Below are 13,136 nucleotides of genomic sequence, written 5' to 3'. Positions count from 1 at the left end.
CGGGCGATCAACTCCATCGCCGCGATGCCGCCTCGGCGCAGGGATTCCACGAAGGCCCGCCGGTCGGCGAAGGCCGTCTGCGGTCCCCACAATCCGAGGCGTGTCGCATAGGCAAGATTGTTGACATCCGAGGCGCCCGTCGCCGAGGCGTAGAGAATCCGGGCGCGCGGAGCGAGATTTTGCAGGCGGACGCCGGCAATGCCCTGCTCGGACCCTTTCGTGGCGCCGAACCGGCCCTCGCCGCCGGCCACCCCGGCCATTTCATGCGCCTCGTCGAAAACGATGACGCCGCTGAAATCCTCACCCATCCATTCGATCAGCTGGCGCAGCCGCGTGCCCCTGTCGCCGCGGTTGGAGCGCAGGGTGGCATAGGTCAGGAAGAGGATCCCATCGCCCAGCGCGATCGGGGTGCCGAGCTTCCACTGGTTGAGATGCTGGATGTCGAGCGGCAAGCCGCCAAGCGCCGACCAGTCCCGGCGAGCGTCTTCGACCAGCGTCTCGCTCTTGGATATCCAGAGGTGGCGGCGGTTGCCACGCAACCACTGGTCGAGGATGACGCCTGCCACCTGCCGCCCCTTGCCGGCGCCCGTGCCATCGCCAAGGAAAAAGCCGGTCCGATAGGCGTTACCGGCCTCTGCCGGCGACAGCGAAAGACCCTCCTCGCTGGATATGAACCGCCCGGGAAGATCGCGCTCGAACGCCGCGCCAGCGTAGATCAGCGTTTCGAGCTGCGCGTCCGAGAGCAGGCCGTCGTCCAGGATCCTGGCCGGCAGCACGGGTTCATAAGCGACCGGGGGTGCGGCAATCGATCCCATTGCCTGCGATTCGACCAGCGCGCTTGGGTGCTCACGAGCATCGGCAATCAGCAGACGGCTCGGCCGATAGGGCAGGTAAATCCCTTGCGGTTCGCCCGCGGGTGCGGGCGCGTCGAGACGGTGATAGGCGACCGCGCGGGTCGTGGGCAGGGTCACCGCCGCACGCGAGCAGACGGGGCGGGTCCGCCGCGTGAGGCCCCGGAACAATCCGCTGGGGCGGGAGATCGGCTGCGGCTGCGGCGCGCATGGGGTCGCCATCGCATCGATGGCCGCAAGCGCAGCGCCGAGCGTCGTGCAGGTCTGGCGCGGGACCGAGCCCCCTGCCCCGTCCTTTTCGAGGAGTATGAGCTGGACTGCCTGGCCGGTGCCGTGCTTGGCATAGGCATCGGGCGGCAGGTCGAGATGCAGCCGGGCATGCGCGCCCGCAGTGGCGTGCAGCCAATCCGCGTCCTCCGTCTCGATGCGGTCGGGGAGAATAACGGCGCAGCGCCCGCCTGGAGCAAGCCGCAACAGCGCGGAGCGCAAATGGCGAAGCGCGGCATGGCGATCGCGCGCGCGCCCCTGGCTTCGCGAGAAGGGCGGATTGAGGAGCACGACGCTCGGCACCAGTTGCGGATCGAGCATATCGTCGATCAGTTCGCCATCATGCGTGCTCAGCCTGCCTTCGGGAAAGGCGTGACGCAGCAAACGCGTGCGCCAGGCATCGATATCATTGAGAAGGAGGCGCGCGCCGGCGAGATGGGCGTGTACGGCCAGGAGGCCGGTCCCGGCCGAGGGCTCGAGCACGATATCGTGTGCCGTGATCGCGGCTGCCTTGGCGGCAAGGAAGCCGATCGGCGCCGGTGTCGAGAATTGCTGGAACGCGATCTGCGTTTCGCTACGCACGCTTTGCGTGGGAAGCGCCGCCGTCATAGCGATCAGCTGGGCGAGCCGCGCATTCGCATCTGCCGGGAGCGTCGCGTTCTTCAGATGGAGGACCTGCGCGAGTTCGAGCACATCGTAGGCGTCGCGCAATGACCACAGGCCATCGGCGCTCGAGCCACCGAAAGCGGAGGTCATTTCGGCAAGGAGGTCGTTACGTGCAACCGGACATCCTTCGGACAGCCGGTCGGCTATGCCTTGAGCAGCGGTACGGGCGGGATCATCGAGCGGCAGCGTGAGCGCGAGGGGGTGTGTGGCCATGGGGCATCTCCAGGTCTGACACCTGGCATCAGCGCCAGGTCATCAGCCGGAAGGCTCCCTCCCCTTTCAGGCCGCCTCGGCGGCCCGGCGGACACGCCAAGCATCATTCCAGTCCGCGTGCCGTTCCGGCAGCCGGAGCACCAGTTCGCGTCCATTGGCTGTGAGATGGGGGCGGGCTTTTTTGAGCATGGCGGCAGCGGCGGCACCGCGATCGCCATAGACGATGATACGCTTGACCCGTTCGGGGATGGCGACAAGCCCAAGGCGTTCGACCCCGCCCAGCGCCCAGGTGGGCGTTCCGAACCAGGCCATTGCTGAAAGGGCGTCCTCGATGCCTTCGGCAAGGCCAAGCTCCTCGCCGGCCGGCGCCAGACGAATGGCCGCGTCGCCGAGAAGGCCAAGGGCAATCTTCGGCTTTGGCATGGGTTTGTGCAGGATGTCGGCGAGATCGAGGCAGGTCCGCTGGACGGCGACAACCCCCAGATCATTCTCGACCGCGGCGATCATCGCCGGAAAGAACCGGCGGCGCTCACCGGCCCCGACGATGGTGCGCGGGTTGTAGCGCAGGCAACGCGGATAGGGAGGCGGCAGACCGCGCGCCGCCAGATAATCGGCCGCTGGAGATCCGGCGATGGGCTGGCTCGCCTTCCATAGGCGAAGTGCAAGAGCGCGATGGTCCGCGGCCGCCTTCGGGCGCGGCATTGTGAGCGGCTCCGCATCGTGAAGTTTGCGCCGGCGCAAAGCAGCCAGAACATCGCGCGTGTCGCAGCCGGCAAAGCAGTGGAACAGGATCGCCCGCTCGCCCAGGCGTACCGACAGGCTGGGACCATGATCGTTATGTGCCGGGCACCGGCATTCGCCGCGCGTACCGCGCCAGATCCCACCCAGGGCTTCGACAATGGCTTTGGCGCGATGGGGAGCAGCTATGGGCATCGACTAATCCTCGGAAGTGGTGGAGCGCCGCTGCTGATTGCGCCCTCCCCTCCCCGATATTTCACCCCGGCATGCCTTTGGGTGCCAGGATCCCGAATTCCTCGACGATGCGATCGGTTGTGTAGTGCGTCGCGCCGTCGCGTTCATAGGAGTTGTCCTTGAGCCGTCCGGCTATGCGCACGAGATCCCCGACTTGAGCCCGGTCGGCGATATGTTTTCGCTGGCCTTCGCTGAAGACGCTCACGCGGTTCCAGTGGCTGTCTTCCTGCCATTCGTTATCGTCACCCTTGCGGCGATAATTCGCGCAGACCGACAGCAGGGTGACTTTCGGCCGCGCGTCGATTTCCCCGATCCGGCCGATGATCTCGAACTTGGCGAAGTTGATCATGCACCCTCCATGCGCAAGGTCATTTGGCCGGCAGCCTATCGTAGGCGGCTAACTTCGCGTATCCCTCCAGGCGGGGGGATTGAACGATTGCATCAGGCGCGACGCCGATCTCTTTCTCAAAATAAAAAGAATCAAAACGCCGCTGCTCGCAGCGGAAGCTTTTCCGATTCAAAAGGATTCAGATTCAGGAGGCCGAAAGCACAGCATTTCTGCGGGTTTGAGCAAGCTTATCCTGACCGGACGGGGGATTTTGCCTGCCCTTCCGGGGGCGCTTCCCTGACCGATCGGGGGATGCAACCTGACCTGCTGGGGCCTTCCTGACCGTATGGGGGACAGCTTCCTGCTGGAGTGATTCGCTCGCCATAGCGTTCGTCAGGGACTTTCTTCGGCGTCCGCGCTGCCGTTTGCGCGGGTCCGGGCGCTTGGAAACGCGACTCGCCGCACTTCCTCATGGTTTGCTGCTTCGGAGCGAAGTTCCATCCTGACCTCTTGGGGGCCGAATCCGGTGTCTATCCTGCCCTGACTTGACGCGTAAGGACAGGTCAGGCAGATTTTCTCCCACGCTGGACGAATCGGCGCAGACTTCATGGCATGGATGACGAGCAAGCCCTAGATCACGCTGTAACGCCCTCCCCCACCGGCGATGACGCTTCTCCGGGACGGGCGATGCGGGTGGCTGCCGCCCTGCAGGCAAAGGGCGGTGACGAGTTCGCCAAGCCCGGCAGCATCGTCGAGGTCAAGTTCGTCAAAGGCCAGTCGCTTAGCCTGACTGCTTCGCGTTTGCTTGCGCTGATGATTTTGACCGCGGGCGGTGATGCCTGGGAGGACCGCCCGCACAAGATGCGAAAGGCGGACATTCGCCGCGGCCACAAGGGCAATGAGCGCATCTCGGATATGCTTGAGGAATTGCACCGCACGCTTTTCGCGGTCGACGACAAGTCCTGGCGCGGCAAGAAGGCGACGCTGCGCTTTTCGCTTATCTCGTCGTCGCGCGAAGAAGCGGAAGACGAAGAGGGCGCGGACGCTGGGTGGATCGAGTGGGAGTTCACGCCCGAAGCCCGAAAGCTGATCCAGGAATCGGAGACCTATGCGGTCCTGAACCGCCAGGCGGTGCTCGGCTTCCGATCAACCTATGCGCTCAAGCTGTACGAGATCGGGGCGCTGAGGCTGCATAGGCGCCAGTCGCTCTGGAAGGGCGACATGACGGCGCTGCGTGCGCTGCTCGGCATCGCGCCGGACGTCTACAAGGATTTCGCGCAGCTGCGCCGCAAAGTTCTCGAAAAGGCGAAGGCCGAAATCGACCAGCTCGCCCATTTTCGCGTGGAGTGGCGGGAGATCCGCCAGGGCAGAACTGTCACCGAAATCGAATTCCGCTTTGAGCCCAAGGATGCTCCGGCCCAAATCGCGACCGTGGATGAGATCGGTCGGCACTCTGCGGGCAGAAAGGCGCGGCGCGAGGACGAGGTGGAGACCGTTGCCGTCGAGGCTGTCACACAGGCGGCGGTGGCGGCCTTGGTGTCAAAGGATAAGGCTGGGGCAGGGGAGGTCACCTTCCCGAACGGCACGATCCGCTTTGGCTCGGACACGCTCGCGGCCATCGGCCGTTCGGCTGGCGGCGGTTGGGACATCGATCTCATTGCCGATGCCTATCGCGCGCAGATGGGCGAAAGGCTGGCGAAGCTCAAGGGCGCCAAGCTGATCGCATCCTGGACCGGCTTCTGCGAGAGTTTCCTGGCACGACGCGGGCGCCCCTGAGCCGAAATTGCACCGGTGCAATTTCGGGGTGAACTGCCCCCAAGGGGTCAGGTTGCGAGGGGGCGCAAAAGGTCTGCGGCGCAGATTGGGCAAGTTTCGCCCTTCGGGCTGGGCCGACTTGCGAAAATCAGCCTTCGATTGACCTAAAAGTGCAAATTGAGCTATGCCCCCTCTAGTTTCGCAAGGGGGCCTCTCTTGGCTGCATCACTCGACATTGAGGGCACGCAGGACCTGCTGTCCGTCTCGACGCTCGCACAACGGACCAGCTCTGTCCTCGAGCGGCTCCGCGACTCCGCGCGGAGTGCCCGGGCGGACGAGCGGCGCGAGCCGACGTTCCCGATTGGCAAGGCCGCGGAACTGGTCGGCCGAACCGCGGCGGCCATTCGCGAGGCCGAGAAGGACGGCCGCTTGCCGCCGCCTCCGCGAACCGAGAATAATCGGCGTGTCGGCTATACCCTGGCGCAGCTCAACGACATGCGCGGACTGTTCGGCACCCGGCCCTGGCGGGCCGCAACCGATCCCTGCTGCGTTATCGCGGTGCAGAACTTCAAGGGCGGGGTGGGGAAATCGACTCTTTCGGTGCACCTGGCCCAATATCTCGCGATCAAGGGCTACCGGGTGGCTCTCATCGATTGCGACAGCCAAGCGTCGGCAACCACGCTATTCGGCTATGTGCCCGACCTCGACCTGACCGAGGAGGACACGCTCTATCCATTCCTGCGGCACGACGACATGGAGTCGCTCGACTATGCCCTGCGCAAGACCCACTTCGACGGCCTCGAGCTTGTTCCGGCCAATCTGCGGCTGTTCCAGTCGGAATATGAAATCGCAGCGCGCATGGCGCGGGGGCAGGGGAACCTGATCGACCGCATGGCGCAAGGCATCGCGAGCATTGCCGATCGGTTCGATGTGGTGGTTCTCGATCCGCCTCCGGCGCTCGGCGCGATCTCGCTTTCGGTGCTGCGCGCGGCCAATGCGCTGGTGGTGCCGGTTCCGCCGACGGTGATGGACTTCTCGTCGACGGCGGCCTTCCTCGCCATGCTCGATGAGACCATAGAGACGCTGGCCGATCGCGGCTTGGCGCCGTCGCTTCAGTTCCTGCGCTTTGTGGCGTCCAAGGTCGATGAGAATAAGTCGATGCAGAAGGAACTGCTGAACCTGATGCGGACCCTTTTCGGTCACGCGATCGTCCGTACGCCGCTCAAGGATTCGGCCGAAATCGACAATGCAACGGCGCGGCTGATGACCGTCTACGAGCTGGACGGCCCGGTCACCAGTTCGACGGTGCGCAACCGCTGCCTTGCCTATCTTGATGGCGTGAACAGTGAAATTGAGGTCGACATTCGGTCGATGTGGCCGAGCCATTTGACGCGGCTTCGCAAGGAGGGACTCGCCTGATGCGAGCAAAATTGCACCGGTGCAATTCCGGGTAGAAGGGGTGGATGATGAGCAAGAAGAACGCCAACTTCGCGGCTGATCTGGTCGCCGGAATCGACCCGGGGGCGCAAGCCCCAGCGGCGCGGCGCCCTGGCATCGGTGCGAGCGTGCTGGCGGGCCGGGAAAGCCGGCTTGCCGAATTGGCGACGGGCAGCGTCGTCTCGCGCACCCATGAGCTTGTCGATCCCGCGCGCTGCCGAATGTGGGCGGGGCATAACCGCGAATATGCGCTCCTCAATGAGGAGCGGTGCGCCGACCTCATCGAGAGCATCAAGGCGCAGGGCAAGCAAGAAATGCCCGCCATCGTTCGCCGCGTGAAGGACGATCCTGCCTTCGATTTCGAGGTGATTTGCGGCGCGCGCCGGCATTGGACGATCAGTTGGCTGCGCGCCCACAACTATCCGGATTTCCGCTTTCTCGTCGATATCCGTAGCCTTACCGACGAGGAGGCCTTCCGTCTCGCTGACCTCGAGAATCGGGCGCGCGACGATCTCACCGATCTGGAGCGCGCGCGCGACTATCTGCGCGCGCTCGACGCCTATTATGAGGGGCGCCAGAAGGTGATGGCCGAGCGGATCAATGTCACGGAAAGCTGGCTCAGCCGCTATCTCGACCTTGCCCGGCTGCCGGCGGAACTGATGGCGGCCTTCGCCCTTCCGCAGGATCTCAGGATCAAGCATGTCACCGCGATCAAGCCTCTCTTGAAACCGGAGGATCGGCGGCAGCGTGTGTTCGCCGAGGCGGGACGTCTCGCTCAGGTGCAGTCCGATCGCGCAGCACCGATGCCGGTCCCCGATATCATACGCGCGCTCGCTCTGGCCGCCGATCCCCCCAAGAGGTCAGGATCCCCCAAGAAGTCAGGAAAGCCGGAAACGATCGTGTCCGAAGGGGGGAAACCATTGCTGAAAGTGGAGGCGGTGGATCGTAAGGGTCTCAAACTTACCTTGCTCCCGCATGCCGGTGGTACGCGGGCTGAAGCGGAGGCCGCGTTGAAAGCGCTGCTCGATCAGCATTGGAGCTAGGACAATCTTCAGCGGTTCTGAGACGTGAGAGTTTTGTCTTCACATGTTGAATATGGACTGCCCTATGACTGCAGCCTTCCAGGATGACATTCGCGAGAATGAGATCATCTCGCCCCGTCGTCTGGCGGAGCGCCTGCGCTTCTCCATGGCGCATTTGGCTCGCGTTGCTCGCCTGGATCCTAAGGCCATGACTCTGTATCCCTCCGCCCCGACCGTGCAGATTAAACTGGAGGAAATAGCCCGAGTTATAACGCGAGCGGCAGAACTTGCAGGCGAAGAAGGCAAGGCGGTTATCTGGTTCAAGCATCAACCCATTTCTGGAGTTGGGAAAACGGCCGCGGAATTGGTTGCGAATGGCGATATCGATATCGTCATGGAAGATCTCGATCGTATGGCTGCCGGGGTCTATTCCTGACAGGCGTCACTCAAGGCCGAAAGGTTAGCTTGTCCGCAGGACCTTTAGGCGAATGTCTTCTTCTCGTAGACGGTGACAATCGCCCGGCCATCCCAAACGTAGCACAGGTGCCGCTCCTGTCGGCTGTTGGCGAGTAGGCGAGGGCGGAACACCGCGGCGCACTCGCCGTCGGCGTCGCGCACGCTTTGGTACACGATGCCATCCGAACCTTGCTCACGCAGGTGCCGGCCAAGCGCCTGGCCGGCGGCATAGCTGTCCGGGGCGTAGAGGGCAGGGCGTTCATCGCGCAGGCCGCGAATATCGTGGAGCATGGCGTCCAGGTCGACCGCGTAGACGCGCATGTCGAGTTCCTGCGCCGGTTCGTGGGTGTACGCCATGAAGCGGGTTCGGTGATGGCGCGTCTCGGCAACCGCAGTCTCGATGGTGCTGGCAGCGTAGAACAGCCCGAAACTGCCGTCACAGAACCGGCTGCCATCGGGATTTAGGTGGGTGAACGCTGCCATGATCGCCGATGTTCCGGGTCCCGATACGCGGTCCTCCGGTGGGACGAGGGCGAGGTCCCCGACCTCGTCGCGAAGCCGGTCGTTGGTCATCGCCTCGATCGCATAGACCGCTTCCAGGTCGGCCGGATCCGCGACATCCTCAAACAGCGATATGGGCGGGAACCGGCTTGCGACGATCCGGTAGCACGGTTGCCACCGCACTTGCGTCGTCGCAATGGCATCCATCAGCCGCGCTGCGCGTCGATATATTGACGCACCACGTAGAGATCGGCGACATTGCCCGAGGCCATCCGCTCGATCGCCGGGCGTCCGGCGAACAGCGGCGCCTCATTGGGTTTGCGTACCCATTCGTTGGCGGTACGGGGCAGGAGCATCTTCAGCCCCTTGTAGATCCCCATGACATAGGAGATGCGCTCCAGCGCATCCTTGGGAATCGCCGCGACCGCGCCGCGCTTCCAGGTCTGGAAGGTCGAGCGGCTGTCGAGCCCGAGAAGCTTCATCTGCTCGGCTTCCTTGAGGTCCCAGGCGTCGGCAATGCGGAAAAAGGTGCGCAGCGCCGGACCGCTCAGATCCTTGCGGCTGGGCGCTTTGGCGGGGACGCCGGAATGGGCAGTTGTGGCCATTGGCCATCTCCTTCTTTCTCTGTCTATGTATGATATCTGTACATAACGTCAAGAAGAGATCAGTTTTCATACACGCCGAATGCGCGCGATGCCGCGTCAGGGATGGCCAGAACTGCCGGCGAGCAGCCGGTCGATCTCACCCATCGCCGCGTCGAACTCGGCAAGAGCCGCATGGGGGAGGGCGGTAGCCTGGTCCAAAGACGCCGGCTGCCCATCCCTTCCCGGTTCTTCGACGACCAGCAGGGCCTTCCCCTTGACCGTCTCCCGCCGTGCCATGCGCGCCGCCACAAGGGCGTCGCCGATCGCATAGGTGCCGCGCCGACTGATCCCGAACGCCCAGGTGATCTGATCGAGCCCGAGTGGCGCAAAACCAGCGAGCAGGATCCACACCTGCGGTGCCCGCGCGCTCGAGCGCAGGTGCCCCAACTGCTCGCGCATCAGCACCGCGCGCCGCCGCGCTTGCGCGACCAGCTCGGCAAGCCGGGTCACGCTGCGCTGGAGGCTGCGGGCCGCCAGCATGGCGCGTTCGCCCGGCCAGAGCTGCGGCTGCAGCGTTTGCGCCGTCACCGCGCCGGGGCAGGGGAGGGCGCGGGCCCACGCGCCGGACGCGGTCAGCAGCCGCCCCAGCGCGGCATCGACCGCCCAGAGCGGGGTGCGCGTGGCGGCCTGCTCGATCGCCACCGCGCGGTTCCCAAACGAACGGATTTGCACCGCGCGCTCCAGCGGCGCGAACCGCGGATCGGCGCGCAGCAGCGCGTGCAGGCGGGCCAGACCCGCGAAGGGCAGGGGGGTCTCGTCATCCGCGCCGGCCTGTTTCATTAGCGTGATCGCCCTGCCGATCGCTTCCTCCGCCAGCGCGTCTTCGGCTTGCATCGGGCGGTCGGCCCCGAAGCGAGCGGCCAGAGCGATGGTCTGCGCGGCATCGGCGAGCGGTTCCCACGGATGACGGCTGAGTTCGCCGAGCAGGGCGCGGACCACGGCATAGGCGGAGCAGCCGGTGAGGGGTGTCTCTTGGGGGCCGCGGTCGAGCCCGGCGAACCAGGCGTTGAACCGGTGTTCGGCGTCCGCAAATCCCGCTTGCGCCAGGGATGAAAGCAACACCTCCCGCAGCAGCCCTACGCAGAACAGCCGTTTTTCGATATCGGTGAGGCTGGCGAGGAGCCCGTCGAGCCGGCCGAGCGCCAGCGCGCATTCGCCTTGCGCGAGGGCGAGCTCCTCGGGTGGGACGTCGGTGTCGGCGGCGAGGGGATGGAAGCGCTCCATGCCGGATGTGTAGTGAATGCCAAAACACTGCACAACTACTCAGGTGGTTGGTGAACGAACATGTGATAATTGCAGTTATCACATAAGCAGATTTGACCGTTCTTTATAAGGTGGGCTACAAGCGCGGCTGAGGAGCGAGGCGCGTCGTGAGGGCTCTGTTGCAAAAATCGTGAAGCTTGAGCATGCTTGGCGGAGATTGGACGGACGGAACGATGACGGATTTCAAGTGGCGCCATTTCCAGGGTGATGTGATCCTGTGGGCGGTGCGCTGGTATTGTCGCTATCCGATCAGCTATCGCGACCTTGAGGAAATGCTGGCGGAACGCGGCATTTCGGTCGACCATACGACGATCTATCGCTGGGTCCAGTGCTACGCCCCGGAGATGGAGAAGCGGCTGCGCTGGTTCTGGCGGCGTGGCTTTGATCCGAGCTGGCGCCTGGATGAAACCTACGTCAAGGTGCGGGGCAAGTGGACCTACCTGTACCGGGCAGTCGACAAGCGGGGCGACACGATCGATTTCTACCTGTCGCCGACCCGCAGCGCCAAGGCAGCGAAGCGGTTCCTGGGCAAGGCCCTGCGAGGCCTGAAGCACTGGGAAAAGCCTGCCACGCTCAATACCGACAAAGCGCCGAGCTATGGTGCAGCGATCACCGAATTGAAGCGCGAAGGAAAGCTGGACCGGGAGACGGCCCACCGGCAGGTGAAGTATCTCAATAACGTGATCGAGGCCGATCACGGAAAGCTCAAGATACTGATCAAGCCGGTGCGCGGTTTCAAATCGATCCCCACGGCCTATGCCACGATCAAGGGATTCGAAGTCATGCGAGCCCTGCGCAAAGGACAGGCTCGCCCCTGGTGCCTGCAGCCCGGCATCAGGGGCGAGGTGCGCCTTGTGGAGAGAGCTTTTGGCATTGGGCCCTCGGCGCTGACGGAGGCCATGGGCATGCTCAACCACCATTTCGCAGCAGCCGCCTGATCGGCGCAGAGCGACAGCCTACCTCTGACTGCCGCCAATCTTTGCAACAGAGCCGCGAGAAGCACTGGCCGTATGGCGTGGGGTGTGACGATGGCGAACGGCACCCCGGTGCTCGGCAATGTCGAATTGAAAGGCCGGGCTCTGGTTCTCGCCGTCACCTCGGCCGAGCGGGCGAAACGCGGTACCGCGCTCATCACCGATGCGCTCGCCGGGTTGGTCGGCTCGCCGCTGACCACGATCGAGACGATCGAACAGGCCATGGCCGCGCGGGCCGAGGGACTGACAACATCCGAACCGGCACCGGCCATTGCGCCAGAGGTGGCAACCCCGCTCGTTCATGCCATGCTCGACCGCCAGTACCGCGCGACGCTCGATGAACCCGTTGGAATGCTTGGGGACATCAGCCCACGTGCGGCCGTTCGAACGGCCGCAGGCCGTTATCGAGTAGCTGGGTGGCTCAAGCATCTCGAAAACCGTAGCAGCGCTCACCCCGAACCGAACGACCCGATGGCAACCTACGATTTCACCTGGATGTGGCGCGAACTCGGCATCGAAGACCTGCGGAAATAGTCCCCTTCCACTGACGCTGACGCCTACCGTGAATCTGTGTCCGATTAATGCATAAGGGCCATCCTGCACACCGTCGTCCATGAGCCCGTGTCCCAAGCGACGCTCGCCACGGTGCGCGACAAGCTCACCCGCGATCCCGCCGGCTTCGCCGCACTGCTGGCGGACATGCAGGCCAGCACCGGCGCGCATGGCCTGATCGCGCGCGCCGCCAACCGCCAGCTCGGCAAGTCCGATCGCGAGGCCGCCGGCGTGCTGTCGTCGGCGCAGCGTCACACTCACTTTCTCGACAGCCCACGCCTGGTCGAAAGCACGTCGGCGTCCGATTTCCGGTTCGCGGACCTGAAGGAGCGGCCCGGCACCGTGTTCCTGTGCCTGCCGCCCGACCGGCTCTATACCTATGCGCGCTGGCTGCGGCTGCTGGTCGCGCAAGCCGTCACTGACATGGCGCGCTCCCCTGCCCGCCCGGAACGCCCCGTGCTGTTCCTGCTCGATGAGTTCGCCGCCCTCGGCCGACTGGAGCCGGTGGAGCGCGCGATGGGGCTGATGGCCGGCTATGGCCTCCAGCTCTGGCCGATCCTCCAGGACATGCACCAGCTCCGCGCTCTCTATGGCGAGCGCGCCGGCACCTTCCTGTCCAATGCCGGCGTGATCCAGACGTTCGGGGTCAATGACCACGCTACCGCTGACATGCTCTCCCGCACGATCGGCGACACGACGCTGGAATATGCGACCCTCAGCACGTCGCGCGCACTGGCTGGGGTGACAATCGCGCCGGCCCCTCGGAAAGCGTCAGCACGCATGTCACGGCGCGGCGGCTCGTCACGCCCGACGAAATCATGCGGATGCCGGCCGACACCCTCCTGCTGCTGCGCCAGGGCGAACGCCCGCTCTGGGCCAGCAAGGTCCGCTACTATGACCAGCGCGAGTTCGCCGGTCTGTTCGATCCGGCATGATCGGACTGACCCGTTCCCGGGAGATCGAACGGTGAGCTTTGAAGTAGCGCCTTACCGCCCTCTCCGCTGGCGAAACGCTGAAAGGCACACACCGCCGGTTTCGCTTGGCTTCTCTCGGAAGCCCTGCGGCCGATAGGCCGCTCTGGTGACGGCGTTAGCCGGCACGGATTGAAGGCGCATTGGCCGATAGGCCAATTCCGCATTGCCCCTTTCGGTTGCGTCGGGATGAGCTTCGCCGGTTAAGAGATTCTGTTAAATAGGAATCGTTAAACAAGTTAAGCCGCTCAAAAAGCGTAATCT

At 64.4% G+C, this 13,136-nt stretch carries 11 protein-coding genes and 3 pseudogenes; 8 read left to right on the top strand and 6 right to left on the bottom strand.

Going from position 1 to position 13,136, the window contains the following annotated elements:
- Positions 1 to 5: 5 nt before the first annotated feature.
- From SCLO_RS24460 to SCLO_RS22095, 3 genes and pseudogenes are all read right to left on the bottom strand, one after another.
- Positions 6 to 815, bottom strand: a pseudogene (locus SCLO_RS24460) (strawberry notch family protein); the annotation flags it as partial.
- Positions 816 to 2,063: 1,248 nt separating this feature from the next.
- Positions 2,064 to 2,930: a DUF7146 domain-containing protein gene (locus SCLO_RS22100; protein ID WP_007688081.1), complete on the bottom strand. Its 867-nt coding sequence runs from the start codon at positions 2,928 to 2,930 to the stop codon at positions 2,064 to 2,066.
- Positions 2,931 to 2,991: 61 nt separating this feature from the next.
- Positions 2,992 to 3,318, bottom strand: a complete 327-nt coding sequence (locus SCLO_RS22095; protein WP_007688082.1) for a single-stranded DNA-binding protein — start codon at positions 3,316 to 3,318, stop codon at positions 2,992 to 2,994.
- 79 nt (positions 3,319 to 3,397) lie between these two features.
- On the opposite strand from SCLO_RS22095, the gene SCLO_RS22090 reads away from it, so the two are divergent.
- From SCLO_RS22090 to SCLO_RS22070, 5 genes are all read left to right on the top strand, one after another.
- Positions 3,398 to 3,598 (top strand): hypothetical protein, encoded by a 201-nt coding sequence (locus SCLO_RS22090; RefSeq protein WP_013041755.1) that lies wholly within the window; start codon positions 3,398 to 3,400, stop codon positions 3,596 to 3,598.
- Positions 3,599 to 3,984: 386 nt separating this feature from the next.
- Positions 3,985 to 5,073, top strand: coding sequence for a replication initiation protein (locus SCLO_RS22085; RefSeq protein ID WP_007688083.1), 1,089 nt, complete (start codon positions 3,985 to 3,987; stop codon positions 5,071 to 5,073).
- Between the two features lie 195 nt (positions 5,074 to 5,268).
- A complete protein-coding gene (locus tag SCLO_RS22080) occupies positions 5,269 to 6,471 on the top strand; it encodes an AAA family ATPase (protein WP_007688084.1) in 1,203 nt (400 codons plus the stop codon).
- A gap of 47 nt (positions 6,472 to 6,518) precedes the next feature.
- Complete coding sequence (locus tag SCLO_RS22075; RefSeq protein ID WP_013849890.1) at positions 6,519 to 7,532, top strand: ParB/RepB/Spo0J family partition protein; 1,014 nt, start codon at positions 6,519 to 6,521, stop codon at positions 7,530 to 7,532.
- A gap of 64 nt (positions 7,533 to 7,596) precedes the next feature.
- Positions 7,597 to 7,947 (top strand): hypothetical protein, encoded by a 351-nt coding sequence (locus SCLO_RS22070; RefSeq protein ID WP_007688086.1) that lies wholly within the window; start codon positions 7,597 to 7,599, stop codon positions 7,945 to 7,947.
- Positions 7,948 to 7,991: 44 nt separating this feature from the next.
- On the opposite strand, the gene SCLO_RS22065 is transcribed toward SCLO_RS22070, so the two are convergent.
- The 3 genes from SCLO_RS22065 to SCLO_RS22055 form a co-directional block, all read right to left on the bottom strand.
- Positions 7,992 to 8,675, bottom strand: a complete 684-nt coding sequence (locus SCLO_RS22065) for an RES family NAD+ phosphorylase (RefSeq protein WP_013041559.1) — start codon at positions 8,673 to 8,675, stop codon at positions 7,992 to 7,994.
- Positions 8,675 to 9,073, bottom strand: coding sequence for an MbcA/ParS/Xre antitoxin family protein (locus SCLO_RS22060; protein WP_007686501.1), 399 nt, complete (start codon positions 9,071 to 9,073; stop codon positions 8,675 to 8,677). The genes SCLO_RS22065 and SCLO_RS22060 overlap by 1 nt, the downstream gene beginning before the upstream one ends.
- A 96-nt stretch (positions 9,074 to 9,169) precedes the next feature.
- Positions 9,170 to 10,336: a hypothetical protein gene (locus tag SCLO_RS22055; protein WP_007686500.1), complete on the bottom strand. Its 1,167-nt coding sequence runs from the start codon at positions 10,334 to 10,336 to the stop codon at positions 9,170 to 9,172.
- A gap of 212 nt (positions 10,337 to 10,548) precedes the next feature.
- Between SCLO_RS22055 and SCLO_RS22050 the strand changes: the two genes are divergently transcribed.
- The 3 genes and pseudogenes from SCLO_RS22050 to SCLO_RS22035 all read left to right on the top strand — a co-directional run.
- Positions 10,549 to 11,313: an IS6-like element IS6100 family transposase gene (locus SCLO_RS22050; RefSeq protein ID WP_001389365.1), complete on the top strand. Its 765-nt coding sequence runs from the start codon at positions 10,549 to 10,551 to the stop codon at positions 11,311 to 11,313.
- 57 nt (positions 11,314 to 11,370) lie between these two features.
- A pseudogene (locus SCLO_RS22040) lies at positions 11,371 to 11,883 on the top strand (hypothetical protein); the annotation flags it as partial.
- Positions 11,884 to 11,943: 60 nt separating this feature from the next.
- Positions 11,944 to 12,836: pseudogene (locus SCLO_RS22035) on the top strand (type IV secretory system conjugative DNA transfer family protein); the annotation flags it as partial.
- Between the last annotated feature and the right edge of the window lie 300 nt (positions 12,837 to 13,136).

The sequence above is a fragment of the Sphingobium cloacae genome (assembly GCF_002355855.1).
Classification (GTDB): Bacteria; Pseudomonadota; Alphaproteobacteria; order Sphingomonadales; family Sphingomonadaceae; genus Sphingobium; species Sphingobium cloacae.
Note: the sequence above shows the minus strand (reverse complement) of the source record. Positions and strands in the feature narration are given on the sequence as shown.

What these genes read in the sequence shown, in the direction of transcription:
- SCLO_RS22055 (WP_007686500.1), bottom strand. Translation starts at nt 10,336, where the DNA reads ATGGAGCGCTTCCATCCCCTCGCCGCCGACACCGACGTCCCACCCGAG.
- SCLO_RS22050 (WP_001389365.1), top strand. Translation starts at nt 10,549, where the DNA reads ATGACGGATTTCAAGTGGCGCCATTTCCAGGGTGATGTGATCCTGTGG.
- SCLO_RS22060 (WP_007686501.1), bottom strand. Translation starts at nt 9,073, where the DNA reads ATGGCCACAACTGCCCATTCCGGCGTCCCCGCCAAAGCGCCCAGCCGC.
- SCLO_RS22085 (WP_007688083.1), top strand. Translation starts at nt 3,985, where the DNA reads ATGCGGGTGGCTGCCGCCCTGCAGGCAAAGGGCGGTGACGAGTTCGCC.
- SCLO_RS22070 (WP_007688086.1), top strand. Translation starts at nt 7,597, where the DNA reads ATGACTGCAGCCTTCCAGGATGACATTCGCGAGAATGAGATCATCTCG.
- SCLO_RS22075 (WP_013849890.1), top strand. Translation starts at nt 6,519, where the DNA reads ATGAGCAAGAAGAACGCCAACTTCGCGGCTGATCTGGTCGCCGGAATC.
- SCLO_RS22100 (WP_007688081.1), bottom strand. Translation starts at nt 2,930, where the DNA reads ATGCCCATAGCTGCTCCCCATCGCGCCAAAGCCATTGTCGAAGCCCTG.
- SCLO_RS22095 (WP_007688082.1), bottom strand. Translation starts at nt 3,318, where the DNA reads ATGATCAACTTCGCCAAGTTCGAGATCATCGGCCGGATCGGGGAAATC.
- SCLO_RS22065 (WP_013041559.1), bottom strand. Translation starts at nt 8,675, where the DNA reads ATGGATGCCATTGCGACGACGCAAGTGCGGTGGCAACCGTGCTACCGG.